Source organism: Clostridium senegalense JC122, from assembly GCF_000285575.1.
GTDB classification, from domain to species: domain Bacteria; phylum Bacillota; class Clostridia; order Clostridiales; family Clostridiaceae; genus Clostridium_J; species Clostridium_J senegalense.
The window spans coordinates 618,286-643,923 of record NZ_HE611050.1 but is presented as its reverse complement, the minus strand read 5'-3'; the positions used below and the strand labels follow the sequence as shown (position 1 = coordinate 643,923).

Below are 25,638 nucleotides of genomic sequence, written 5' to 3'. Positions count from 1 at the left end.
ATTATATACTACTTTATAATTATTGGTCCTCTAAGAAAATCTTCATTATACTTATAATTCTTATTTAATAAGCTATACATTTTAGATGCTTGTAAATCTAATTTTAAGCTTTCATTTTGTATCTTAGGAATTTTTGTGTATATAGGAAAATCAGAATTGGTTTTTATAGATTTTAAAATAGTTTTTCCTTTCTGATTAAATCCTAAAACTTTTGCATAAGAAGCAGGTTCTTTTCTTAAATGATCACAGTTAAATTCTTCAAAACCTATAAAAAATTGACAAAGAATTCTACTTATACGAGTTAGAGCATAACGTTTAGATTTTATATCTGAAAGTATGTCATTATAATTGTATAAATTATTAATGCTTTTTTCTATTTTATTATGAAGGCCTTCAGAAACATCAGGAATTTTATTTAATAAATTAAATTTAGAGTAGTTTTTATACTTTATATAAGGTAGCATACTGTTGTCAAAGGTAAAATTGTATCCAAGTGAATCTAGTTCCTTTAATCTTTTAAAATTATAACTAGGAATGTGATCAATAAGCTCATCTAAAGACTTATTATTTTTTAAATAGTTTCTGATAGAAGTAGCACTTGAAAAGATGGAATTGAAATCACTGCTGTTATAACTTCCACCCTCTCTTTTAATAGTATAGGGCATAATAGTGCTATCTAATTTTATAATGCTTTTCAAATATTCTATAGCTAAGATATTATTTGAAGAGTTTAATATATCTTCTAAGTTTGAAATAAAAATATCTTTTTCATTTAAATATTTTTTAATTGCATAGGTTCTTGCTTTAGGATACGGTTCTCCTTCTTTTAATTTTTCTTTTAAATATTCTTTAAATTCAGTAGGTTCATCATATAAAGTTTTTGCAATTACTTTTAAGGTATCAATATTACCGTGTTCACTGCCAAAACAAATGCTATTAACTATGTTTAAATTGTTTAATAAACTTACTGCTCCATAGGAAAAAAATTCAGCTGAAGAAAGAGCGTAAATTGTAGGGAGTTCTAAAACCAAATCTACACCATTGTGTAATGCCATATTAGTTTTTTCGTATTTATCTATTAATGAAGGTATACCTCTTTGATTGAAATTCCCGCTCATTACTGCTATTAAACCATCGCATTTAGTAAGTTCCCTGGTCTTTTGTATATGATGTATATGTCCATTATGCATTGGATTATATTCAACTATTATACCTGCTAAATTCATAAAAAATCACTCCAATCAAAATAAATATAAATTTATTGTATGCCTAAAATATTATTTAAAGTTTAAACTTATATCCATATAGTATACTATAAAATTTATTTTTGTCATAATTGGTTATAGGTACTAAAATTTAATATTGAAATAGTTAGATAAAACAAATGAATAAATTTATTGAAAATAGAAATAAATAAAACTTAAAAATCAAAATAAAGAAAATTAAGTATATTCAAAATCAGATTTAAATAATGATATTAAAATTCTGTTATAAGTACTTATGGTAATATAACTACATTAATACATAATTAATTGCCTATAGAAAATATGTCACTTATTATGTCACTTATATAGGTAAATAAGCTCAAATTTAAATTTATTCAATAACCTTAAAATATTTTCATGGAAGATATTATGTTGAATTCTAAGTGATTTGGAGTATATCTCGCTATTTCTGGTACCCAAGTTGAATTTTAAAATTATAAAATAAGAAAATCTAAAATTAATATTTTACTGTTAATTAATGTTTATTTTAGTTAAGAGTTAAGAGTGAATATTTAAAAATTGTTTTATGGGACTTATTAAGATTGAAAAACTAAATTCCTAACCATACAAACAATATGTAAAATATATTTGGTAAGTGCTAAGAAACAATTGAAAGAACTTGTATAATTTATTATGAGTAGACAGTAATTTAATTTTACATATAATTAAGATTTAAGTAATAATAACTATAAATTTAGTTATTATTTTAATTAATAGATAAAATGATGAATTTTATGTATAAAGTATAAAATACATTTTTCCCATATTTAGTGGACGAAAATTCAGGAAATTTATTTTTTTGACGATAAATAATGAAGATTTCTCATTTCTATGTAATAAAATTTAATTATATAATGTCAATGTTAATAAATTTAACAATTAAGGTTGAAAATTATACTTAAAAAGGGGTATATTAATAAGGTATATTAAAGTTTCTTACTCGAAAGGAGAATTTTGAAATGAGTTTTGTAGATAAAATTTGGAAATTAGCCAAAGAAGATGTAAAAAAAATAGTTTTACCAGAAGGTGATGAAGAGAGAAATTTAAAAGCTGCTCAAATCATAACTGAAAATAAATTAGCACAAGTTGTTTTAGTTGGAAATGAAGAAACAATAAGAAATAACGCTAAAAATTTAGGTGTAAACATAGAAGGAATAGAAATAGCTGACCCAGCAACTTCTGATAAAACAGAAAAATATGCTGAAGCTTTCTATGAGTTAAGAAAAAATAAAGGTGTTACTATAGAGAAGGCTTTACAAACAGTTAAAGACCCTGTTTATTTTGGAACTATGATGGTTAAAATGGATGACGTTGATGGATTAGTATCAGGTGCAGTTCATAGCACAGGAGATTTATTACGTCCAGGTCTTCAAATAATAAAGACAGCTCCAGGAATAAAAGTTGTATCAAGCTTCTTTGTTATGGAAGTTCCAAATTGTGAATATGGTGCAGATGGAACTTTATTATTTGCAGATTGTGCAGTTAACCCAAATCCAAATGCAGAAGAATTAGCGTCAATAGCAATAAGTACAGCTGAAAATGCTAAGGTTTTATGTGGAATTGATCCAAAAGTTGCTATGCTTTCTTTCTCAACAATGGGAAGTGCTAAGCATGAAAATGTAGATAAAGTAAGAACTGCAACTGAACTTGCAAAATCTCAAAGACCAGATCTTGCAATAGATGGTGAATTACAATTAGATGCATCAATAGTTGAAAAAGTTGCTAAACAAAAAGCTCCAAATAGTACAGTTGCTGGAAATGCAAATATTTTAGTATTCCCAGATTTACAAGCTGGAAATATAGGATACAAATTAGTTCAAAGATTTGCAAAAGCTGAAGCAATAGGACCAGTTTGTCAAGGATTTGCAAAACCAATAAACGACTTATCAAGAGGATGCAACGTAAATGATATAGTAAATGTTGTTGCGATAACTGCTATTCAAGCTCAAAATGCTTGCAATAAGTAGAAAAAATATTATATACTAAAAAATACAGGTCTTATAATTTATTAAGATCATACTAAATAAATTTTAAATTATTAAGCGAATCATATTTAAGGAGGAATTACAATGAAAATACTTGTAATTAACTGTGGAAGTTCTTCATTAAAGTATCAATTAATAAATATGGAAAATGAAGAAGCTATAGCACAAGGATTAGTTGAAAGAATAGGAATTGAGGGATCAATATTAACTCAAAAGGTTCCAGGAAGAGACAAATACATAGTTCAAGAACCTATGGCAACTCATAAAGAAGCTATACAACATGTTATTGAATCTTTAACAGATAAAGAACATGGTGTAATAACAAGCATGGATGAAATAAACGCAGTTGGACACAGAGTTGTTCATGGCGGAGAAAAATATGCAGCATCAGTTGTTATAAATGATGAGGTAATGGCTCAATTAGAAGAGTGCACAAAACTTGCACCACTTCATAATCCAGCAAATATAATTGGAATAAATTCATGTAAAGAATTAATGCCAAAAACTCCAATGGTAGGTGTATTTGATACAGCATTCCATCAAACAATGGATAAAGAAGCATATATATACCCATTACCATATGAACTATATGAAAAACATGGAATAAGAAAATATGGTTTCCACGGAACTTCTCATAAGTTCGTTTCAGCTCAAGTAGCAGAAATGATGGGAAAAAATATAGAAGATGTTAACATAATAACTTGTCACTTAGGAAATGGTGCTAGTTTAGCTGCAGTTAAAGGTGGAAAAGTTGTTGATACAAGTATGGGATTCACTCCGCTTGAAGGAATAGCAATGGGAACAAGATGTGGTAACATAGACCCAGCTATAGCTATGTTCTTAATGAGAGAAGAAAATATGACAGCTGATGATGTTGACAACTTATTCAACAAAAAATCAGGTGTTTTAGGAATTTCTGGAGTAAGTAGTGACTTTAGAGATATAGAAAACGCTGCAAAAGAAGGAAATGCTAGAGCAGAGCTTTCACTAGATGTTTACAACTTTAGAGTAAGAGAAATGATAGGTGCTTATGCAGCAGCTATGGGTGGAGTAGATGCAGTTGTGTTTACAGCTGGTCTTGGTGAAAATTCTCCAACAACAAGAGAAGCAATCTGTGAAGGATTACAATTCATGGGAATTAAGATTGATTCAGAAAAGAACAATGTAAGAGGAAAAGCTGTTGAAGTAAGTGCTGCTGATGCTACAGTTAAAGTGTTTGTTGTTCCAACAAATGAAGAGTTAATGATAGCAAGAGATACTAAAAACTTAACTTCAAAATAGTATAAATTTATAAAACTGCTATATCCTTCCGAAATGTTATTTTAAAATAATAAATTGTTCTTGACTTTTAATAGCATAATTTATATAATAATTAATGTTTGAAATAGTAGAGTCTTGAATGAAAATAAGGAGGGGTGTAGTAGCTTTTACTCAAGCTATGTGATTTATGTCACATTATATATGGATTTGTCCATATGAGGAAAGAGATTTCCAGAGTATATAATATGTACATAGACCTTTCGGAATTAAAAAATAAGAATTATGGACGTAAAGAATTAAACTTAGAAATATCTAAGGAAAGTTTTAATGATAACGGTGAAGTGGTCAAATTTCTTAAGCCGATAAATTTTAATGGAACGTTAAGACTAGTTGATGATGTTTATTATTTAACTGGAAAAGTTATCACTAAAGTATTATTAGCATGTTCAAGATGTAGTGAAGATTTTGTTTATGATATATCATTTGATATAGAAGAGAAATTTTCGCATACTGTTGAAGATATTGATGGAGAAATTATCTCACTTGATAGTAATAAATTAGATCTTTATCAAATTATAGAAAATAATATGGGAATAGAGTTTCCTATAAAAAGACTTTGCAATGAAAATTGTAAGGGGTTATGCCAACAATGTGGAACGAATTTAAACCAATCTTGTTGTAATTGCAATGAGAATGAAGTTGATCCGAGGTTGGCAAAATTAAAAGAATTATTTTCTAACTCGTAAGGAGGTGTAATTATGGGAAATCCTGCTAGAAAGTCTTCTAAAGCTAGAAGAGATTCAAGAAGAGCGCAAACATTTAAACTTGGTTTACCAGGAATAGTTGAGTGCCCTCAGTGCCATGAAATGAAACTTGCACACAGAGTTTGTAAAAGCTGTGGATACTACAAAAATAGAGAAGTTGTTTCAACTGAGAAATAATAAAAGAAAGTCACTTGACTTTCTTTTATTTTTTATATAATATTTTCACATAACATAAAAAATATGATAGTATTTTTTATGTAAAATAGATATAATATTAAGTGACATGTAAATTATAAAATTTTGTAAAAATAGGCATTGACTTAAGAGAAGTAATTTATAAAAATAAGCGAGGGTCTGATAATGAGATTTGTGGTAGACGGAATGGGTGGAGATAATTCACCTTCAGCAGTTGTAGAAGGTGCTGTTATGGCTGTAAATGAGTTTAGTGATATAGAACTTGTTATTACAGGACCACAACAGGCTATACAGGATGAATTAGATAAATATCAGTATGAAAAAAGAAAAATAACAATACTAGATGCAACAGAAGTTATAAGTACTAATGAACACCCTGTAATGGCTATTAAGAAAAAAAGGATTCCAGCATAAATAAAGCTTTGCAATTAGTTAAGCAAAAGGAAGTGGATGGAATAGTGTCCGCAGGAAGTACTGGTGCTTTTTTAGCTGGATGTACGTTAATAGTTGGTAGAATAAAAGGAATAGATAGACCAGCATTGGCTCCTATAATGCCAGGATTAAATGGTCCATTTATGATTATAGATGCAGGTGCAAATGTTGATTGTAAACCACATTATTTAGAACAGTTTGCACTTATGGGTAAAATATATTTTGAAAGCGTATTAAAACATGAAAATCCTAAAGTTGGATTAATAAATATTGGATCTGAAGAAGAAAAAGGAAATGAACTTACTAAAAGCGTTCATAAACTTTTAAAAGAGTCTAATAAAAACTTTATAGGAAATGTTGAGCCAAGAGAAGTTACTGATGGGGATGTTCAAGTTTTAGTATGTGATGGATTTGTAGGTAATACAGTTTTGAAAATGTATGAAGGTGTAGCATCTAATTTATTTTCTATGATTAAAAAGAATTTAATGTCATCATTAACGACCAAAATAGGTGCAGCTATGTCAAAACCTGCCTTTAAGAAAATAAAGAAAGAGTTTGATTATACTGAGTATGGTGGCGCAGCGTTTTTAGGGGTAAAAGGTATATGTATAAAAGCACATGGTAGTTCTAATGCCAAAGCTTTTAAAAATGCAATAAGACAGGCAAAAAAGGTTTATGATAATAATATCATAGAAAAAATAACAGAAGAAATAGAAAAGACAACAGAAAATAAAAATAAATTGTAAACAGCGTATAAAATTAATAAATTTAAGTATATTATTAAAAAGAATTAAATATTTAAAATATATATTGATTACTTTTGATAATACTATTAATATAATATTATTATCATATGATTTATTTATAGGAGGCTGGAATATATGTTTGAAAAAGTTAGAAAAAGAATATCAGAACAATTAAGCTTAGATGAGGATGATATTACATTAGAATCTTCTTTTATAGATGATTTAGGAGCGGACTCATTAGATATAGTGGAGTTGATTATGGCTTTAGAAGAGGAATTTGATATTGAAATTCCAGATGAAGATGCAGAAAAAATATCTACAGTTGGCGATGTAGTTGAATACATAAAAACACGTGTAGATGAATAATAAAAGTTCCGCATCTATGCGGAACTTTATTTAAATTAAATATATATTAACAATTGGAGTTTTTTCCTCAACTTATTAAATTAAGATTATTAATTATAATAAGCTGAGGAATACACTCCTAAGAAGGAGCTGAATTATGAAAATAAGAAATACTACTATTGAACTAAAAGAAAAACTTAATGTGGATATAAAAGATATAAAATTGCTACAAACAGCAATTACTCACAGTTCATATGCTAATCAAAAAAAAGGTGTTGAGTATAATGAAACTTTAGAGTTTTTAGGAGACTCTGTATTGCAGCTTGTAATATCACAGTATTTATATAATAGTTGTAGGAAAAAAGGAGAAGGATATTTAACTAGAGTTAGATCACTAATTGTGTGCGAAAATTCTTTATATGAAATAGCTAAAAAGTGGGACTTGGGAAATTACTTAACAATGAGTAGAGGAGAAGAACTTACGGGAGGACGAACAAGAGTTTCTATATTATCCGATGCAGTAGAGGCTATAATAGCAGCAATATATTTAGATCAAGGATTAAATGTTGCAGAAAAGTTTATATTAGGTAATTTTGAAACTGTAATAGAAAAAGCATTAAGAAATGAAATTGTTATAGATTATAAAACTAAATTACAAGAAACACTTCAGAAAAATGGTGAAGTAAGTATAGTATATAATTTAGTAAAATTTGAAGGTCCTCCACATAGAAGACAGTTTTTTGTAGAAGTTCTTGTAAATGGGGTTTCAAGAGGAAATGGTATAGGGTATAGTAAAAAAGAAGCAGAACAAAATGCAGCTAAAGAAGTTGTATTAGGCAAGGAGAATAGCAATGAATAAGGCTCATTACATAATACCTATTTTTGTTCCTCATGAAGGATGTCCTCATACATGTGTATTTTGTAATCAAAATAGTATTACAGGAAGTTGTTTTAAAATTGATGGTAATTTTGTTAGAAATACTATAGAGGAATATTTAGAGACAATAAATAGAGAAAATGCTATAGTAGAGGTGTCTTTTTTTGGAGGTACATTTACAGCTATAGATATTGAAAAACAAAAAGAATTACTGTCAGTGGCGAAGGAATTTAAGGATTTAGGAAAAATAGATTATATAAGAATGTCAACTAGGCCAGATTATATAGATGATTTTATTCTTACGAATTTAAAAGAGTATGATGCTGATATAATAGAATTAGGAGTTCAATCCTTAGATGAAGAAGTTCTTTTAAAATCTGGTAGAGGTCATGATGTAGAGTCTGTAAAAAAAGCCTCACAGCTTATAAAAAAATATGGAATAACATTAGGGCATCAAATAATGTTAGGACTTCCAGGGGATACAATGGAAAAAGATATTGAAACAGCAAGAAAAAGCATAGAGATGAATCCTGATATATGTAGGATATATCCAGCTCTTGTTATAAAAGATACTCCTATGGAAGAACTTTTACATAGAAAAGAATACAGACCATATACTTTAGAAGAAGCGGTTGAAATAAGTAAAGTTTTATATAGTATGTATACTTCAAATGGTATAAATGTAATAAGAATTGGTTTACAGCCAACAGAAGAAATAAATTATGGTAAAGAATTTGTTGAAGGGCCATTTCATCCTGCCTTTAGGGAACTTGTTGAAGGTTCTATATATAAAGATATATTAATTGAATATTTTACTAAAAAAGGTGAAATAGAAAGTTTATCTATAAATCCTAAGGATATATCTAAATTGTATGCTAATAAAAAGGTGTATTTTAGAGAAGCATTATCAGTTTTAGGTGTGAAAAAAATAAAAGTCTATCAAGATAGTAATTTAGATAGAGGTAATATTAAATTGCAATTCAATTGGGAAACAGTAAAAATATGTATAAATGAATATTTACAAAAATATTAAAAACCGTGATTTCACGGTTTTTTAATGGTTTAAGATAAGAATATGAAAATAAATTATGGTTTGAATTTTATATAAAAATAATATAAACTTACATTAGTGAACTAGGGGAAAAATGGATTTGCTATATAAATAAAAAGAGAGGTGTTTTTGATGAATAAAAAACAAAGAGATAAACTAACAAAAATACTAGCAATATGTATATCTGTATTTATGGTTTTAGGTATAGTATTGCCACTTATTATAAGATAGTAGGAGAGTGAATGGATGTTTTTAAAATCTATTGAAATAAGAGGTTTTAAATCCTTTGCAGATAAGACAGAACTGATATTTAAAAAAGGTATAACTGCAGTAGTTGGTCCTAATGGTAGCGGCAAAAGTAATATATCTGATGCTGTAAGATGGGTTTTAGGAGAACAAAGTGTTAAAACTCTAAGAGGAGATAAAATGGAGGACGTGATATTTGCGGGAACTCAATTTAGGAAACCTGTTGGACTTGCACAGGTTTCTTTAATCTTAGATAATTCTCATGCAGAATTAGATGTTGAATATTCAGAAGTAGTTATATCAAGAAGATTGTATAGATCAGGAGAAAGCGAATATTTAATAAATAACACAATATGTAGGCTTAAAGATGTTCAAAATCTTTTTATGGATACAGGAATAGGAAAAGAAGGATATTCAATAATAGGACAAGGTAAGATTGATGCAATATTAAGTGGAAAGCCGGAAGAAAGAAGAAAATTACTAGAGGAAGCTGCTGGGATTGTAAAGTATAAAACAAGAAAAGAAGAATCAGAACGAAAATTAGAAAATACTAATCAGAATTTGATAAGAATAGATGATATATTAGGAACATATGAAGAAAGATTAGAACCTTTAAAAAGCGAAAGTGATAAAGCAAATAAGTTTTTAGAGCTTTCTAAACAGTTAAAAGTAAATGAAATAAATATTATAATTGATTTCATAGAAAAGAATTACATAAAAATTTCTAGCTACAAATCTCAATGTGAAATTATAAACAAAGAATTACAAAATAAAATAAATGAAAGAAGAATATTAAAAAATAAATTAGAAGAAAATAATTTAAAACTAGAGGAATTTGAAAATAAGATTTCTAAAGATAAACAAAAGTTTTATGACAATAAGTCTAAACACCAACAAGTTTTATCTGAAATTAAAATTTTAGAAGAAAGAATAGAAATTATAAAAAATTCTATTTCTAAAATCAATGATGAAAAGTTAACTTTAATAGATAAAGTAAGAAATTTAGAAGAAAATATAAAAGAACTTGAAATTGCATTAAAAGATTTTTTAAATTCTCATCAGGATATAAAAGAAAAAATTACATTAATAAAAAACTGGTTGAAGAAATTTGCAATGATAATTTAAAAGAAAATTCTAGATTGAAAGAAATTGAAAACATAAAAAATTCATTGAATATGAAAAAGAATGATGAAAGCAATAATATTATTATTTTAAATAATAATATTGAAGGAATAGAACAAAAATTAGAAAGTATTAAAACGGAAATAGAAGGAATACGTAATTCTATAAAAATTAATGAAACTACAAAAGCTGTACTTAATGGAGAAGGTATTAAAATACTACAAAAGATTGATGATTATAATACTAAAATAAAAGAAAATAAAATAAACATAGGAAAATCAAGACATAATCAAACAATAGGAGAAAAAAGACTTAGAGAACTTTTAGCTACATCTAATAAAGTGGATGCAAATTTAAATATGCTTATAAACTTGGAAAAGCAGTATGAAGGCTATAATAAATCAGTGAAAACTTTAATGCAGCATGTAGATAACAAGAGAATAAGCAATTTAAAAGGACAGTGTTATATTTTAGGAGAAATTATAAAAGTAGAGAAAAAATTTGAAACAGCTATGGAAATAGCATTAGGTTCTAGCTTATCCAATATAATAACTGAAGATGAAAATGGTGCTAAGATTCTTATAGAATATTTAAAAAAACATTCTTTAGGTAGAGCAACATTTTTACCTTTAAATACAGTAAAAGGTAGAATTGTAGAACTTGGAAATAATATAAAATCTATGAGTGGTTTTATTGGTATAGCTAGTGAAATTTTAAATTATGATAGTAAATTTAAAGGTATAATAGATTATGCTTTGGGTAGAACTTTAATATGTGATAATATGGATAATGCAATAAAAATAGCACGAACACTTAATTATAGACAAAAAATAGTTACATTATCTGGAGAAGTTATAAATCCTGGAGGAGCATTAACAGGTGGTAGTATTTACAATAAATCTAATAATGTTATAGGTAGAAAAAGAGAGATAGAAGAGTTAAAAATTAGATTTGATGTATTAAATAAAGAAGTTAAAGAGAAAAATATATTATTAAAAAATTTAAATGAACAGATAAAGGAATTAGATGAAGAAAATTTAAACTTAAGAGATTATGTTCATTTTGAAAATATAGAAAAGACAAAAATAAATGAAAAAATTAATTCTTTGAAAGATGATACAATCAAATTAAAAAATAGTTTAAATGAAAATGAAAAAATTTAAGAGAAAAAGAATCAGAAAGAAAGAAATTATTAGAAGAGATTATAACTTTAGAAGAAAATTTAAAATCTATGAATAATGAGATTAGTAAATTAGAAATTGAAGAAAATAGTTTAAGAGAAAAAATAACAGAAAGTGAAGCTTCAGTAGAAAAATATAAGGATACTTTAACAGAACTGAAAATTGAAAAAGCAAAAATAGATGAAATTGTTATAAATAGAGAAAATGATATTAAAAGAATAAAAAATGAAATAAAATTATTAAAAGAAAAACAAGAAAATCTACACAAGGAAGCAATATCATTACAAGATAATAAGAAAAATTATGAAGAAATCTTAAAAAACAATAAAGATAGTGTAAAAGATATAATAACTGAAATAGAAAATATGGAAAAATTTATAGAAGATAGTCAATTAGAAAAAATAAAAATTAAAGATGAAATTAATAAAATAAAATCACAAGAAGAAGGTATAGGTTCAGAACTTGAAAATACAGAAAAAGAATTACATAGATATCAAGTAGCATTAGCGAAAATAGAAACGGAAAAGGAAAACCTTCTTTCAAAATTAAATGAGGAATTTAATTTGACTTATGCAGAAGCTTTAGAGTTTAAAGAGCCTTTAGAAAACATATCTAAAGTTAAAGAAGAAGCATTATTTATAAAAGAAGAAATTAAAAATTTAGGAACTGTAAATGTAGGATCTATTGAAGAGTATAAGGAAGTAAAAGAAAAATATACATTTATGGTATCTCAAAAGGAAGATTTAGTTGATGCTAAAAATGAACTTATAAAAGTTATTGATGAGATGACAGCTAAAATGAGAGATGTTTTTAAAGAAAACTTCATAAAACTTAGAAAGAATTTTAATGAAACTTTTAAACAATTATTTAAAGGTGGAAGTGCAGATTTAATCTTAAAAGATGGAGATGAATTAACATCCAAAATTGAAATTAATGTAGAACCGCCAGGTAAAAAATTACAAAATATAAATTTGTTATCCGGTGGAGAAAAAGTATTGTCTGCAATAGCACTATTATTTGCTATATTGAAAATGAAACCTACTCCATTTTGTATATTAGACGAAATAGAAGCAGCTTTAGATGATGCCAATGTAATAAGATATGCAGAATTTTTAAATAAGTTTTCAAATAACATACAATTTATAGTAATAACACATAGAAAAGGTACAATGGAAGCAAGTGATATGTTATACGGGGTAACGATGGAAGAAAAAGGTGTATCCAAGGTTGTATCAGTTGACTTTACAAGATAAAATTAATGGAGGTAATTAACTATGTTTGGAAAATTTTTTGATAAATTAAAAGAAGGATTAACAAAAACAAGAGATAGTATAAGTTCTGCTGTATCAGACGTTTTAAATCTAGCTGTAACTATAGATGATGATTTATATGAAGAACTTGAGGAAGCACTAATAATAAGTGATATAGGAGTTGAAACATCTGTAGAAATAATAGAAAAGTTAAAAGAAAAAATAAAAGAAGAAAAAATAAAAGATGTAGCTATGGTAAAACCATGTATGAAAGAAGTAATAATAGAAATGATGGGTGAGGAAGTTAGTAATATATCACCTGAAAAAACTCCAGAAATTAAACTTGTAATAGGGGTAAATGGTGTAGGTAAAACTACATCTATTGGTAAATTAGCAACAAAAATAAAAAATGAAAATTATAAAGTTTTATTAGCTGCAGCAGATACTTTTAGAGCAGCTGCTATAGATCAATTAGAAATTTGGAGTAACAGAGCAAAGGTAGATATAGTAAAACATCAGGAAGGTTCCGATCCAGCAGCAGTAATTTATGATGCAGTTCAAGCTGCTAAAGCTAGAAATGTAGATGTATTAATATGTGATACAGCGGGAAGACTTCACAATAAAAAGAATTTGATGGATGAGCTTTCAAAAATTAACAGGGTCATTGACAGAGAATTTGGTGAAGCTCACAGAGAAACTTTGTTAGTATTAGATGCTACTACAGGACAAAATGCAGTTATACAAGCAAAACAGTTTATGGAAGTTTGTCCTATTGATGGTATAATACTTACAAAACTAGATGGTACAGCAAAAGGTGGGGTTGTAATATCTATAAAAAATCAATTAAACATACCTGTAAAATTTATAGGTGTAGGTGAAGGAATTGATGATCTTCAAGAATTTAATTCAAGAGAATTTGTTGAAGCATTATTTTGAAAAATTTTGAAAAGTAAAACATTAATTTTATAATTAGATGTTAAGTAAAAATACTTGACAGGTATAAATCTTTTTGCTAATATATCATTTGTGAGTTAGGTGATTTTATGGAAAAGAGATTTGAATTATCTTTACTCTTAGATTTTTATGGATCATTGCTTACGGAAAAACAAAAAAATGTAATGGATCTTTACTTTAATGAAGATTTATCTTTAAAGGAAATATCAGAAATTACAAAAACTAGTAGGCAGGCGATTCATGATATAATTAAAAGGTGTGAAAATCTTTTGGTAGAGTATGAAGAAAAACTTAACCTTTTAGAAAAGAGTATAAAAAGTGAGAGTATTAAGCAAAAGATTATAAAAGAACTAAAGAATGTAAAAATAGATAGTGAAAAAAATTCTATATTAATAGATGATATTATAAAAAATATTATCGAAATTTAGGAGGTCTGCTATGGCTTTTGAAGGATTAGCTTCTAAATTACAAGAAACCATTAAGAAGTTAAAAGGTAAGGGCAAACTTTCAGAAAAAGATATAAAAGAAGCCATGAGAGAGGTAAAATTAGCCTTGTTAGAAGCTGACGTTAATTATAAAGTTGTAAAAAACTTTGTAAAAGATGTTAGCGAAAAATGCCTAGGAAACGAAGTTTTAGAAAGCTTGACTCCAGGACAACAAGTTATTAAAATTGTTAATGATGAATTAACAAAGCTTATGGGAAATACAGAAAGTAAGTTAGAATTAAATCCTAATGGAATATCTGTTATTATGCTTGTTGGATTACAAGGTGCTGGTAAAACTACAATGGCTGGTAAACTTGCGCTTAACCTTAGAAAAAATAATAAAAAACCTCTTTTAGTAGCTTGTGATGTTTATAGACCAGCTGCAATAAAACAATTGCAGGTAGTAGGTAAGTCAATAGACATACCAGTGTTTACTATGGGAGATAAAACAAGTCCAGTTGATATAGCAAAAGCATCTATTGAACATGCGAAAAACGAAGGATGTAATGTAGTTATAATAGATACAGCTGGAAGACTTCATATAGATGAAGAGCTTATGAATGAGCTCAAAGACATAAAAGAAAATATAGTGCCAAATGAGATACTTTTGGTTGTAGATTCCATGACTGGACAGGATGCTGTTAATGTAGCGGAGAGTTTTAACTCACAGTTAGATTTAACAGGTGTTATTCTTACTAAATTGGATGGAGACACTAGGGGTGGAGCAGCACTTTCTATAAAAGCAATGACAGGAAAACCAATTAAATATGTTGGTATGGGAGAGAAAATGTCAGATCTTGAAATTTTCCATCCTGAAAGAATGTCATCTAGAATATTAGGAATGGGAGATATGCTTTCTTTAATAGAGAAGGCACAGGCTGCAATAGATGAAGAAAAGGCACAAGAACTAGGAAATAAAATGTTGAGTCAAGAATTCAACTTTGAAGATTTCTTAGATATGCTTCATCAGATGAAAAAACTTGGACCTTTAGGAAAAATTGTAGAAATGTTGCCAGGTGCAAATAGCAAGGAATTAAAAGACTTAGATTTGTCACAAGGTGAAAAAGAAATGTCTAAAATAGAGTCAATAATAAACTCTATGACATTAAATGAGAGAAGAAAACCAAGTTTAATAACATCTTCACCATCAAGAAAGAAGAGAATAGCAAATGGTGCAGGAACAACTATACAAGAAGTTAATAAACTTCTAAAGCACTATGAAACAATGAAAAAGATGATGAAGAATATGAAGGGTATGCAAAAAAATACACAAAGACAGATGAAAAAAGGGTTATTTGGAAAATTACCTTTTTAACATACAATTTATTTTTTAAGGAGGTGAAATACACATGGCAGTAAAAATAAGATTAAAAAGAATGGGTGCTAAAAAAGCTCCTTTCTATAGAATAATCGTAGCTGATTCAAGATCTCCAAGAGATGGAAGATTTATCGATGAAATAGGATACTACAATCCAACAACTGAACCAATTACAGTTAAAATCGATGAAGAAAAAGCAAACAAATGGGTTCAAAATGGAGCACAACCAACAGAGACTGTAAAAAGACTTTTCAACAATGCTGGAATAAAATAATTCTTGTTGAATTGAATGGAGGCGCATTCCATGAAAACATTACTAGAGGTACTTGCTAAATCTTTAGTTGACAACCCAGAAGCGGTATCAATAAATGAAATTTCAAGTGATCATTCAATCATTTTGGAGTTAAAGGTTGATAAAGCTGATATGGGAAAAGTAATTGGTAAACAGGGAAGAATAGCAAAAGCTATTAGAACTGTTGTAAAAGCAGCAGCTGTTAAGGAAAACAAGAGAGTTGTTGTAGAAATAATAGAATCATAAGAGTTAGGCTAGCCTAACTCTTATTTTAATATAAATTTTTATTAATATAAGAATATATGGTTATATTTACCGTTATAATTATGTGAGAATTTATTTATTTAAAAAATAATAATTAAATTTTAATAGTTATTTAATGAGTTATAGTTTCTAAGTTACAACTAAAAATCATGATTATTATTAAAATATATTTTAATTAATTAAATAAATAAGCTAAAATATAAATTTAGATTAAATAAATTATATTTTTGTTGATAATAATAAAAACATAATTTAATATATAAATTGGCAATTGAAAATCAAATCGTTAGGGGATAAAATTAAGTTAATAACGTGAGTTTTTATAAAGTATCCCAAATATATTATTAGGAGGTCTGTAGAATGAAGGAGTTTATGAGCATAGGACAAATAACTAAACCTCATGGAGTTAGGGGTGAGGTGAAAGTTTTTTCGCTTACAGATAGTTTAGAGGAATTTAGAGAGTTAGAAAAAGTTTATATAGATGGCGTTGAAAGAAAAATAACATCATGTAAATTACAAAGTGATAGAGCAATATTAAAAATTGAGGGTATAGAATCTATGAATGAGGCAGAAGAGTATAGGAATAAATATTTAAAAATTCATAGAAATGATGCAAAACAGCTTGAAGAAGATAGCTATTATGTTGCAGATTTGATAGATTGTAAGGTTTTTGATACTGACGGGGTAGAACTTGGGAAAGTATATGATGTTTTAGAAACAGGTAGTAATGATGTATATTGGGTACAAGGTGGAAAAGAGGAAGTTTTAATACCTGCATTAAAAGAAATAATAGTTAGTATTAATATTGAAAAAAGTGAAATTGTGATAAAGCCTGTGAAGGTTTGGAGTGAATAATGAAAATACATATATTAACTCTTTTCCCAGAAATGTTTGATGTTTTTAATCATAGTATTTTAGGAAGGGCACAAAAGGAAAATATTTTAAATATTGAATGTGTAAATATAAGAGATTATACAAATAATAAGCATAAAAAAGTTGATGACTATCCATATGGTGGTGGTGCTGGAATGGTGATGATGCCACAACCAATAGTTGATTGTATAAAAGATGTTAAAAAAGTTAATAATGGTAAAGTAGTATTTTTAGGTCCAAGAGGAAAGACTTTTAATCAGAAAATGGCTAAGGATTTTAGTAAAGAAAAAGAATTAATATTTCTTTGTGGTCATTATGAAGGTATTGACGAAAGAATTTATGATTATATAGATATGGAGGTATCATTAGGTGACTTTGTATTAACTGGTGGTGAAATGGCGTGTATACCGATTGTTGATAGTATAAGTAGAATGATTCCTAATGTATTATCTTGTGATGAAAGTTTTATGGAGGAATCTTTTTATGATGGACTTTTAGAATATCCTCAATACACACGACCTTTTGAATTCGAAGGAAAAAAAGTTCCAGAAATATTAATTTCAGGACATCATGAAAATATACGAAAATATAGAAGATTACAATCACTATTAATAACAAAAAAACAAAGAAATGATTTATACAAAAACATTGAACTTACAAAAGAAGATAAAAAAATGTTGGAAAATCATTATAAAACTAAAAAATAAGTTGATAACATTAAATTTATATGATAAAATCATTTTTGTGCTGGGCGGTCCTCTGTCATTTACATATGATTAAGAACGTCAAATAATTTTTAGGAGGTAACGCACAATGTTAGACATAATAAAACAAATCGAAGCAGAACAAATCAGAACTGATTTACCAGAATTCAATGTAGGAGATACTGTTAAAGTTCACATCAGAATAAGTGAAGGAAACAAGGAAAGAATCCAAGTTTTCGAAGGAACAGTTCTTAAAAGACAAAACGGTGGAGCAAGAGAAACTTTTACAGTAAGAAGAGTAGCTTCTGGTGTAGGAGTTGAAAAAACTTTCCCAGTTAACTCTCCTGTAATAGAGAAAGTTGACGTTGTAAGAAGAGGTAAAGTAAGAAGAGCTAAATTATTCTACTTAAGAGATAGAGTAGGAAAAGCTGCTAAGGTTAAAGAATTAATAAGATAATTTTGTAAAAAATGGGGCGTTAGTGTCCCTTTTTTTATTATGAAAATTATTTGGTTAGTAAATATATAAGTTATATTTTAAGTTTTAAAATCTATAAAAGATAAAATAAAATTCAATACAATATTAGATAAAGAAGGTGTAGTTATGAGTATAAACTGGTTTCCAGGGCATATGGCTAAAACAAGAAGACAAATAAAAGAAAATTTAAAACTTGTTGATGCTGTAATTGAAATAAGAGATGCTAGAATAGTAAAATCTAGTGCTAATCCAGATATAGAGGATATTTGTCAAAATAAACCTAGAATAATTTTATTAAATAAAAGCGATTTAAGTGAAGAAAAAGTGACAAAGCAATGGGTTAAGGAATTGTCTAATGAACATACAAAAGTTTTAAGTGTAAATTGTTTAAAAGGATTAGGTCTTAAAAATATAAAACCTGCATTAGATGAAATGTTAAAGGAAAAACATGATAATTTAAGAAACAAAGGTGTAGTTAATATAGTTACTAGAGTAATGGTAGTTGGAATACCGAATGTAGGAAAATCTACATTTATAAATAAATTGGCTAAAAATAATATAGCTAAAACAGGTGATAAGCCAGGAGTTACTAGAAATAAGCAATGGATAAAAACTAAAATAGGAATAGAACTCATGGATACTCCAGGAGTATTATGGCCTAAATTTGAAGATGAAACTGTAGGGCTTGATTTAGCGTTTACTGGTGCTATAAAAGACGAAATTATGGATATAGAAGAGTTAGCCTTGAAATTAATAGAAACTCTTCAAGTTAGTTATCCGGAAAGATTGAAGGAAAGATATAAGCTTCCTGAACTTAGTGAATCAGCATTAGAAAATATGGATAATATAGGTAGGAAAAGAGGGGCTGTAATAGCACGTGGTAATATAGACTACAATAGAGTAGCTGTTATGTTATTAGATGAATTTAGAGGTGGAAAATTAGGAAATATATCATTAGAAAAACCAGAGAAATAAGGTGATATACTTGGAAGTTATAGATTTGAGTAAAATGAAATTTGCTCTTGTTAAAGAATATGTTTTAAATTTTCAAAACAACAATGATATAAGAACTTCAAAACTAAAGTTTATGGAGCTTATAAAAATGTTAAATGGTGATAGCAGAAAGAATGTAAATAAATTAGGTGAAAAGTTAGAAAGAATTATAATAACCTATGAAGCAGAAGTTAACAGAGTAAAAGATATGTATATTTTTGATAAAAGTTTTGGAAATTTTAAATATGTTGCTGGTGTAGATGAAGTTGGAAGAGGTCCTTTAGCAGGACCTATAGTTTCAGCTGCTGTAATATTAAACTTAAATTATATGGATGATAGAGAATTAATGTTATATATTAATGATTCTAAAAAGCTTTCTCCAGAAAAAAGAAAATACCTAAGTGAAATAATAAAATCTAAAGCTGTAAGCTATAATATATCAGTTATAGATAATAAAGAAATAGATGAAAAGGGTATTGGGTGGTGCAATCAAGAGGTTTTTAGAAGAGCATGCCATGGTTTAGATAAAAAACCAGATTTAGTTTTATCTGATGGATATTTAATAAAAGAGTTTGATATAGAAAATAAGAGTGTAATAAAAGGTGATACTAAAAGTGCATCTATAGCCTGTGCATCTATATTAGCCAAGGTCTATAGAGATAAAATTATGGAAGATTATCATCAGCATTATCCAGAATACAAATTTTATAAGAATGTAGGATATGGAACAGAGGAACATGTTGAAGCTATAAAGAGAATTGGTATAACTGAAATACATAGAAGAAGTTTTTTAACCAACATATTAAATAAATAAAATTATAGTCTCAAAATAAAGGGGGATTTTTATTTTGGGACTATTTATAAGCTTATATGTAACCGTTTACCCAAAACGCATTTTTGATTAGATTTATTTTAGGTTTATAGTCATTTAGAAGAATTTCAACGACATCAAATCTTATACTATGATTGAATAATTTATTTTTACAAATATAGTATTGAGCAGTTTTTATTATTTTCTTTTCTTTGTAAAAATTTACAGCTTCACTAGGATATCCATAATAATCTGATTGTCTAGTTTTAACTTCTATAAAACAGATAGAATTGTCGTTTTTGCCTATTATATCGATTTCACCAATATTACATGTGAAATTTCTACATAATATTTTATATTTATGTTTTTTTAGATAGTTTGTGGCTAAATCTTCACCACTATCCCCAATGATTTTATTAAAAATTTTCAATAATATGACCTCCTAAAATCAAAGCAAATATATTTTTATTATTGCCAAGTATAATAATAATAAACAAATTAAATTTTAAGATGTTTATTATCATAATAACCTGTCAACAATTAACATAAACAGAATAAGGAGGGATAAATATGGCTATACAATTATCCTGTGCTACATTTTTAGGGGTAGAAGGAATTGTTATATCTGTAGAAATAGATATTTCAAGAGGAATACCATCATTTAATATAGTTGGTATGGCAGATACTTCTGTAAAAGAAGCAAAGGATAGGGTTAGAGCTGCAATAATTAATTCAGGATATAAATTTCCTAATAATAGGATAACTATAAACTTAGCACCTGCTGATTTAAAAAAGGAAGGTACTATATTTGACTTACCTATAGCGTTAGGAATATTAATAGCAAGTAAACAAATGGAAATAGAAAATATGGATCATTACTTGGTAATGGGTGAATTATCTTTATCAGGAAAATTAAAAAAAGTTAAGGGTGTATTACCAATAGCCATTGAGGGAAGTAGAAAAGGATTTAAAAAATTATTAATTCCTTATGATAATTATGTTGATTGTTCTATGATAAAAGATATAGAAATTTATCCACTAAATAGCTTAAAGCAGTCAGTAGAATTTTTATTACACAAAGATATGCCTTCATACCACTATAAGGAAGCAAAAGAAATATTAAAAGAAAGCTCTAGAGATTTTTCAGAGGTTATAGGACAAGAAGCGGCGAAAAGAGCTTTGGAAGTAGCTGCTGCAGGAGGACATAATATATTAATGCATGGTGCACCAGGTTCTGGTAAAACAATGTTGGCAGAAAGAATAACATCTATACTACCTAATTTAACTTATGAAGAAGCTTTAGATGTTACCAAAATATATAGCGTCCATGGTGGTGTGAATTATGAAGGGGGACTTATAAAAAGAAGACCTTTTAGAAGTCCACACAATACTATAACAGAAGTAGCTCTTGTTGGTGGTGGTAGAAATCTAATGCCTGGTGAAATTTCATTAGCTCACAATGGGGTATTGTTTTTAGATGAAATATTGGAATTTAAAAAAAATTTATTACAAATGTTAAGACAACCTTTAGAAGATAGAACAATTAAAATAACTAGAAATGCAGGAACAGTGTCTTATCCATCTAGTTTTATGTTAGTTGCTGCATTAAATCCATGTCCATGTGGATTTTATGGAACTAATATAAAGCCCTGTCGATGTAGTGATTATGAAATAAAAAGATACATTGGGAAATTATCAGGACCACTTTTAGATAGAATAGACATATTTACACAAGTTAATCCTTTGTCTTATGGAGAGATAAATTGTAATATAAAAAAAGAAAGTTCAAAGGAAATACGAGAAAGGGTTGAAAATGCAAGAACCATTCAAATAAAAAGGTTTAAAGATGAAAATATAAAAAATAATTCTGAAATGAAACAAAAGCATATAAAAAAATATTGTGAAATAGATAATAAAACAAGTAAAATATTGGAATTGGCGTTTAATAAGTTTCATTTAAGTACAAGGGTATACAGTAGAATTTTAAAAGTAAGTAGAACTATAGCTGATATAGAAGGTAAAGAAAATATTGAAGAAAAACATATAATTGAAGCACTAAATTATAGAAAATTTATAAATAGTGAAATTATATAAAGGGAGAATTAAAAATGTACGATAAGTATAAGATTTGGTTAGCTATAGCACCTATAAAAAATAGTATAAAATTAGAACTTTTAAAAGAGCTTACAAATGAGAAGAATATTTATAATTTTATGAAAGAAAATAGTAATAGAAAAAATAAACTTGTAGAAACTCTTCTAAGAACTTATAGTGAAGAAAGATTATACAACATTCAAGAACTATGTGAGAGGGAAGGTATAAGTTTTTTAAATATAAAGGATAATAAGTATCCTAAAAGCTTGTTAAATATAAATGAGATGCCTTATGGAGTGTTTTATAGAGGAAATATAGATAAGTTAAATAATGATGATAAGAAAATAGCTATTGTTGGTTCTAGAAGAGCTAGTTATTATGGGAAAAACATAGTTGAAATTATTTGTAGAGAACTTAAAGATACTAATGTTCAAATAATAAGTGGACTTGCAAGAGGGATAGATGGAGAAGCACATAAAAGATCAATAGAGAATGGAATATATACTTGTGGAGTTCTAGGATGTGGTGTAGATGTCATATATCCTAAGGAACACAAAAACTTATATAAAAAAATCATTGAGGAGCAAGGATGTATATTATCAGAATTTTCACCTGATGCACCACCAGAAAGGTTTAGGTTTCCTCTTAGAAATAGAATAATAAGTGGACTTTCTAATTTGATATTAATTGTAGAAGCTGGTGAAAAAAGTGGATCTTTAATAACAGCTAATTGGGCATTGGAACAAGGAAAAGATATTATGGCAGTACCTGCATCTATATTTTTAGAACAAAATAAAGGTACGAATAAATTAATAAAGGATGGTGCATATCCATTTACGAAAGTAGAAGATATTATAAATTTATTAGAAATTGACAAAACTTGCAATACAGATAAAAATGTTAGGAAAAGTTATAGTGAGATATGTGATAGAATATACGAGATTTTAACTAGTGAACCAATGCATGTTGACGAAATAGCAAGAAGTTCTAATATTGACATAACTCAATTGTATGGGGTATTATTTGAAATGCAACTACGAGAAGAAATATGTTGTTTAAATGGCAATTATTATGTTAAGGTAAATAAGAGTATATAAAATAACATTTTTACACATAAATATTTAATATGAATAACTATTATAGGGATACAAAATTGTTTCTTAAGTTATACATGGAAGATTTTGATTCTTAAAAGGGTGATGGCAAGCTTGTGAAAATTTCAATTAAATCACTTTTTTAGCTAAAAATAAATATTTTGAGTTAATATGTAAGTTAAGGTTTTAGCTTGTTTTAATATATTAAATTAAAGTAGTATAATGTTAAATTAAATAATGACGAAATTACTGGAGGGGATACGATGGGTCAAAAACTAGTTATAGTTGAGTCACCAGCTAAAGCGAAGACCATAAAAAAATATTTAGGAAAAAATTACGTAGTTGAAGCTTCTATGGGACATATTAGAGATTTACCAAAAAGCCAATTAGGCGTTGATATAGAGAATAATTATGAACCTAAATATATTACCATTAGAGGAAAAGGTGAATTAATAAAAAAGTTAAAAAAGAAGCTAAAAAAAGTGAAAAAGTTTACCTTGCAACTGACCCTGATAGAGAGGGCGAAGCTATTTCTTGGCATTTAGCTAATATATTAAAGATTGATGGAAGTGAAAAATGTAGAATAGAATTTAATGAAATTACTAAAAATGCTGTAAAATCTGCAATAAAAAATCCTAGATTAATAAATGAGAATGTATTTGATGCTCAGCAAGCAAGAAGAGTTTTAGATAGATTAGTAGGATATAAAATAAGCCCTATATTATGGAGAAAAGTAAGATGGGGATTAAGTGCGGGAAGAGTTCAATCAGTAGCACTTAAAATAATCTGTGATAGAGAAAAAGAAATAAAAGAATTTATACCGAAGGAATATTGGTCTATAGAATGTGAAGTTTATAAAGATTCCTTAAAAGATAAGTTCACAATTAAATTACACAATAAAAAAGGTAAGAAAATAGAAATTTTATCAAAAGAAGAAAATGATTTAATAATAAAAGAATTAGAACAAGGTGATTTTGTAGTTGGAAATATTAAAAATACGGAAAAAAATAAAAATCCACTACCACCATTTACTACAAGTACATTGCAACAAGAAGCTTATAGAAAATTAAATTTTTCTACTAAAAAGACAATGTCAGTTGCACAAGAATTATATGAAGGTATAGAAATAAAAGGTTTTGGAACTGTAGGTTTGATAACATATATGAGAACAGATTCTGTTAGAGTATCTGATGAAGCTCAAGAAGCTTCAAAACAATATATTCAGAATAATTTTGGAGATGAATACATTCCAGATGTAAAAAGAGTATATAAAGGTAAAAAAATAGCCAAGATGCACATGAAGCTATAAGACCAAGTAATGTTGAAATAACACCTGAAATTGCTAAGCAAACATTAAAAGATACTCAATTTAAATTATATTCTTTAATATGGAATAGATTTATGGCAAGTCAAATGGCTTCTTGTATTTTAAACAGCACATCAATAAATGTTAATAATAATGATTATGTTTTCAAAGCTAGTGGATCTGTTGTTAAATTTGATGGATTTACTAAAGTTTATAAAAGTGAATCCGATGAAGAAAATAAAACACTTAAAATACCAGATTTGAAAACAGGTGATAAATTAAAAGAAAATAACACTGAAGGAAAACAGCATTTTACTCAACCGCCTCCTAAATTTTCTGAGGCATCATTAGTTAAAACATTAGAAGAAAATGGTATAGGAAGGCCAAGTACTTATGCACCTACAATATCAACTATACTAGATAGAAAGTATATTGAAAGAAATAAAAAGGTGTTGGATCCTACGGAATTAGGGCATATAGTTAATAACTTAATTTCCGAGTATTTTAAGCAGATTGTAGATGTTGAGTTTACTGCAGAAATGGAAAGTAAACTTGATAATGTAGAAGAAGGCACTGCAGAGTGGAAAAAAATTGTAGATGAATTTTTCACACCATTAAAAGAAGCTATAGAAATAGCAGAAAAAGAAATAGCTAAAATAACAATAGAGGATAAAGTAACAGACATACCATGTGATAAATGTGGAAGATTGATGGTTGTAAAACATGGTAGATTTGGAGATTTCTTAGCATGTCCTGGATATCCAGAATGTGAAAATACTAAACCAATAGCAAAGGAATTAGATGTATCGTGTCCTAAGTGTGGAAAGAAAATATTAGAAAAAAGAAGTAGAAAAGGAAGAACTTTTTATGGATGTAGCGGATATCCAGAATGCGATTTTGTGAGTTGGTTTGAACCATCTGGAGAAAAATGCCCAGAATGTAATGACATTTTAGTAAAAAGGTATACAAAAACAAAAGGAAATTATTTAGAATGTGCTAATAAAGAATGTAAATATAGGAAAGAGTTAAAAGAAGAAATAAAAGAAGAAGAAAATTAAATAAAAATTTTTGTGAAAAACAAAAAAAAACTTTACAAATTCGTTAAAAAGTTTTATAATGCTTGAGTTGGTAAAATGAAATAGAAATATATTATCTAAATAAAATCATTCTTAATTAATATTTATTATAAACACTACAAATTGATTAGATTTTGCTATAATTTTTTACTTAAAAAAGTTATAGCAAAATCTATATGC

22 protein-coding genes and 3 pseudogenes are annotated in these 25,638 nt (G+C 27.5%); 23 read left to right on the top strand and 2 right to left on the bottom strand.

Annotated features, from left to right (window positions below; all coding sequences use genetic code 11):
- Nucleotides 1–8: 8 nt before the first annotated feature.
- Nucleotides 9–1,226 (bottom strand): nucleotidyltransferase, encoded by a 1,218-nt coding sequence (locus CSGHG_RS03640; RefSeq protein WP_010292801.1) that lies wholly within the window; start codon nucleotides 1,224–1,226, stop codon nucleotides 9–11.
- Between the two features lie 998 nt (nucleotides 1,227–2,224).
- Here CSGHG_RS03640 and pta point away from each other — a divergent pair.
- The 19 genes and pseudogenes from pta (at nucleotide 2,225) to CSGHG_RS03525 (ending at nucleotide 19,891) form a co-directional block, all read left to right on the top strand.
- Nucleotides 2,225–3,232 carry a phosphate acetyltransferase gene (gene pta / locus CSGHG_RS03635; protein ID WP_010292799.1) on the top strand — a complete coding sequence of 336 codons (1,008 nt, stop codon included), beginning with the start codon at nucleotides 2,225–2,227 and terminating at the stop codon, nucleotides 3,230–3,232.
- A gap of 102 nt (nucleotides 3,233–3,334) precedes the next feature.
- The gene (locus CSGHG_RS03630; protein ID WP_010292797.1) at nucleotides 3,335–4,531 is read left to right on the top strand and encodes an acetate kinase; all 1,197 of its coding nucleotides are present in this window, start codon (nucleotides 3,335–3,337) and stop codon (nucleotides 4,529–4,531) included.
- A gap of 194 nt (nucleotides 4,532–4,725) precedes the next feature.
- Nucleotides 4,726–5,256, top strand: a complete 531-nt coding sequence (locus CSGHG_RS03625) for a YceD family protein (RefSeq protein WP_235700099.1) — start codon at nucleotides 4,726–4,728, stop codon at nucleotides 5,254–5,256.
- Nucleotides 5,257–5,268: 12 nt separating this feature from the next.
- On the top strand, nucleotides 5,269–5,451 hold the full coding sequence (gene rpmF, locus CSGHG_RS03620; RefSeq protein ID WP_010292793.1) for a 50S ribosomal protein L32: 183 nt from the start codon (nucleotides 5,269–5,271) through the stop codon (nucleotides 5,449–5,451).
- A gap of 183 nt (nucleotides 5,452–5,634) precedes the next feature.
- Nucleotides 5,635–6,647: pseudogene (gene plsX, locus CSGHG_RS19785) on the top strand (phosphate acyltransferase PlsX).
- Nucleotides 6,648–6,782: 135 nt separating this feature from the next.
- The gene (gene acpP / locus CSGHG_RS03610) at nucleotides 6,783–7,013 is read left to right on the top strand and encodes an acyl carrier protein (RefSeq protein WP_010292791.1); all 231 of its coding nucleotides are present in this window, start codon (nucleotides 6,783–6,785) and stop codon (nucleotides 7,011–7,013) included.
- A gap of 136 nt (nucleotides 7,014–7,149) precedes the next feature.
- Nucleotides 7,150–7,851, top strand: a complete 702-nt coding sequence (gene rnc / locus CSGHG_RS03605; protein WP_010292790.1) for a ribonuclease III — start codon at nucleotides 7,150–7,152, stop codon at nucleotides 7,849–7,851.
- Nucleotides 7,844–8,902, top strand: a complete 1,059-nt coding sequence (locus CSGHG_RS03600) for an elongator complex protein 3 (RefSeq protein WP_010292789.1) — start codon at nucleotides 7,844–7,846, stop codon at nucleotides 8,900–8,902. The genes rnc and CSGHG_RS03600 overlap by 8 nt, the downstream gene beginning before the upstream one ends.
- 264 nt (nucleotides 8,903–9,166) lie before the next feature.
- Nucleotides 9,167–12,722 (top strand): annotated as a pseudogene (gene smc, locus CSGHG_RS24815) (chromosome segregation protein SMC).
- Between the two features lie 21 nt (nucleotides 12,723–12,743).
- Nucleotides 12,744–13,655 carry a signal recognition particle-docking protein FtsY gene (ftsY, locus tag CSGHG_RS03570; RefSeq protein WP_010292784.1) on the top strand — a complete coding sequence of 304 codons (912 nt, stop codon included), beginning with the start codon at nucleotides 12,744–12,746 and terminating at the stop codon, nucleotides 13,653–13,655.
- Between the two features lie 107 nt (nucleotides 13,656–13,762).
- Nucleotides 13,763–14,101 (top strand): putative DNA-binding protein, encoded by a 339-nt coding sequence (locus CSGHG_RS03565; RefSeq protein WP_010292782.1) that lies wholly within the window; start codon nucleotides 13,763–13,765, stop codon nucleotides 14,099–14,101.
- Between the two features lie 10 nt (nucleotides 14,102–14,111).
- The gene (gene ffh / locus CSGHG_RS03560; protein WP_010292780.1) at nucleotides 14,112–15,473 is read left to right on the top strand and encodes a signal recognition particle protein; all 1,362 of its coding nucleotides are present in this window, start codon (nucleotides 14,112–14,114) and stop codon (nucleotides 15,471–15,473) included.
- Between the two features lie 34 nt (nucleotides 15,474–15,507).
- On the top strand, nucleotides 15,508–15,750 hold the full coding sequence (rpsP, locus tag CSGHG_RS03555; RefSeq protein ID WP_010292779.1) for a 30S ribosomal protein S16: 243 nt from the start codon (nucleotides 15,508–15,510) through the stop codon (nucleotides 15,748–15,750).
- Nucleotides 15,751–15,780: 30 nt separating this feature from the next.
- Entirely contained in the window at nucleotides 15,781–16,014 is a 234-nt protein-coding gene (locus CSGHG_RS03550; protein ID WP_010292777.1) for a KH domain-containing protein, read from the top strand.
- Between the two features lie 378 nt (nucleotides 16,015–16,392).
- Entirely contained in the window at nucleotides 16,393–16,887 is a 495-nt protein-coding gene (gene rimM / locus CSGHG_RS03545; RefSeq protein WP_010292776.1) for a ribosome maturation factor RimM, read from the top strand.
- The gene (trmD, locus tag CSGHG_RS03540) at nucleotides 16,887–17,612 is read left to right on the top strand and encodes a tRNA (guanosine(37)-N1)-methyltransferase TrmD (protein WP_010292774.1); all 726 of its coding nucleotides are present in this window, start codon (nucleotides 16,887–16,889) and stop codon (nucleotides 17,610–17,612) included. Before rimM ends, trmD begins: the two co-directional genes overlap by 1 nt.
- Before the next feature lie 106 nt (nucleotides 17,613–17,718).
- The gene (gene rplS, locus CSGHG_RS03535; RefSeq protein ID WP_010292772.1) at nucleotides 17,719–18,066 is read left to right on the top strand and encodes a 50S ribosomal protein L19; all 348 of its coding nucleotides are present in this window, start codon (nucleotides 17,719–17,721) and stop codon (nucleotides 18,064–18,066) included.
- Nucleotides 18,067–18,210: 144 nt separating this feature from the next.
- Nucleotides 18,211–19,059, top strand: a complete 849-nt coding sequence (gene ylqF / locus CSGHG_RS03530; protein WP_010292770.1) for a ribosome biogenesis GTPase YlqF — start codon at nucleotides 18,211–18,213, stop codon at nucleotides 19,057–19,059.
- A gap of 34 nt (nucleotides 19,060–19,093) precedes the next feature.
- Nucleotides 19,094–19,891, top strand: coding sequence for a ribonuclease HII (locus CSGHG_RS03525; RefSeq protein ID WP_081496267.1), 798 nt, complete (start codon nucleotides 19,094–19,096; stop codon nucleotides 19,889–19,891).
- A gap of 52 nt (nucleotides 19,892–19,943) precedes the next feature.
- On the opposite strand, the gene CSGHG_RS03520 is transcribed toward CSGHG_RS03525, so the two are convergent.
- Nucleotides 19,944–20,318: a YraN family protein gene (locus CSGHG_RS03520; protein ID WP_010292767.1), complete on the bottom strand. Its 375-nt coding sequence runs from the start codon at nucleotides 20,316–20,318 to the stop codon at nucleotides 19,944–19,946.
- Between the two features lie 140 nt (nucleotides 20,319–20,458).
- Between CSGHG_RS03520 and CSGHG_RS03515 the strand changes: the two genes are divergently transcribed.
- The 4 genes and pseudogenes from CSGHG_RS03515 (at nucleotide 20,459) to CSGHG_RS25010 (ending at nucleotide 25,440) form a co-directional block, all read left to right on the top strand.
- On the top strand, nucleotides 20,459–21,982 hold the full coding sequence (locus CSGHG_RS03515) for a YifB family Mg chelatase-like AAA ATPase (RefSeq protein WP_010292766.1): 1,524 nt from the start codon (nucleotides 20,459–20,461) through the stop codon (nucleotides 21,980–21,982).
- 14 nt (nucleotides 21,983–21,996) lie between these two features.
- Entirely contained in the window at nucleotides 21,997–23,079 is a 1,083-nt protein-coding gene (gene dprA / locus CSGHG_RS03510) for a DNA-processing protein DprA (protein ID WP_010292765.1), read from the top strand.
- A gap of 260 nt (nucleotides 23,080–23,339) precedes the next feature.
- Nucleotides 23,340–25,129 (top strand): annotated as a pseudogene (gene topA, locus CSGHG_RS19775) (type I DNA topoisomerase).
- Between the two features lie 38 nt (nucleotides 25,130–25,167).
- Nucleotides 25,168–25,440, top strand: coding sequence for a DNA topoisomerase family protein (locus CSGHG_RS25010; RefSeq protein ID WP_412766360.1), 273 nt, complete (start codon nucleotides 25,168–25,170; stop codon nucleotides 25,438–25,440).
- The last annotated feature ends 198 nt before the right edge of the window (nucleotides 25,441–25,638 follow it).

Coding starts and splice junctions, on each gene's coding strand:
- CSGHG_RS03550 (WP_010292777.1), top strand. CDS start 15,781: ATGAAAACATTACTAGAGGTACTTGCTAAATCTTTAGTTGACAACCCA.
- CSGHG_RS03525 (WP_081496267.1), top strand. CDS start 19,094: ATGAAATTTGCTCTTGTTAAAGAATATGTTTTAAATTTTCAAAACAAC.
- CSGHG_RS03640 (WP_010292801.1), bottom strand. CDS start 1,226: ATGAATTTAGCAGGTATAATAGTTGAATATAATCCAATGCATAATGGA.
- pta (WP_010292799.1), top strand. CDS start 2,225: ATGAGTTTTGTAGATAAAATTTGGAAATTAGCCAAAGAAGATGTAAAA.
- CSGHG_RS03515 (WP_010292766.1), top strand. CDS start 20,459: ATGGCTATACAATTATCCTGTGCTACATTTTTAGGGGTAGAAGGAATT.
- trmD (WP_010292774.1), top strand. CDS start 16,887: ATGAAAATACATATATTAACTCTTTTCCCAGAAATGTTTGATGTTTTT.
- rpsP (WP_010292779.1), top strand. CDS start 15,508: ATGGCAGTAAAAATAAGATTAAAAAGAATGGGTGCTAAAAAAGCTCCT.
- rpmF (WP_010292793.1), top strand. CDS start 5,269: ATGGGAAATCCTGCTAGAAAGTCTTCTAAAGCTAGAAGAGATTCAAGA.
- CSGHG_RS03630 (WP_010292797.1), top strand. CDS start 3,335: ATGAAAATACTTGTAATTAACTGTGGAAGTTCTTCATTAAAGTATCAA.
- rplS (WP_010292772.1), top strand. CDS start 17,719: ATGTTAGACATAATAAAACAAATCGAAGCAGAACAAATCAGAACTGAT.
- CSGHG_RS03625 (WP_235700099.1), top strand. CDS start 4,726: ATGAGGAAAGAGATTTCCAGAGTATATAATATGTACATAGACCTTTCG.
- CSGHG_RS03600 (WP_010292789.1), top strand. CDS start 7,844: ATGAATAAGGCTCATTACATAATACCTATTTTTGTTCCTCATGAAGGA.
- rimM (WP_010292776.1), top strand. CDS start 16,393: ATGAAGGAGTTTATGAGCATAGGACAAATAACTAAACCTCATGGAGTT.
- dprA (WP_010292765.1), top strand. CDS start 21,997: ATGTACGATAAGTATAAGATTTGGTTAGCTATAGCACCTATAAAAAAT.
- rnc (WP_010292790.1), top strand. CDS start 7,150: ATGAAAATAAGAAATACTACTATTGAACTAAAAGAAAAACTTAATGTG.
- CSGHG_RS03565 (WP_010292782.1), top strand. CDS start 13,763: ATGGAAAAGAGATTTGAATTATCTTTACTCTTAGATTTTTATGGATCA.
- acpP (WP_010292791.1), top strand. CDS start 6,783: ATGTTTGAAAAAGTTAGAAAAAGAATATCAGAACAATTAAGCTTAGAT.
- ffh (WP_010292780.1), top strand. CDS start 14,112: ATGGCTTTTGAAGGATTAGCTTCTAAATTACAAGAAACCATTAAGAAG.
- ylqF (WP_010292770.1), top strand. CDS start 18,211: ATGAGTATAAACTGGTTTCCAGGGCATATGGCTAAAACAAGAAGACAA.
- ftsY (WP_010292784.1), top strand. CDS start 12,744: ATGTTTGGAAAATTTTTTGATAAATTAAAAGAAGGATTAACAAAAACA.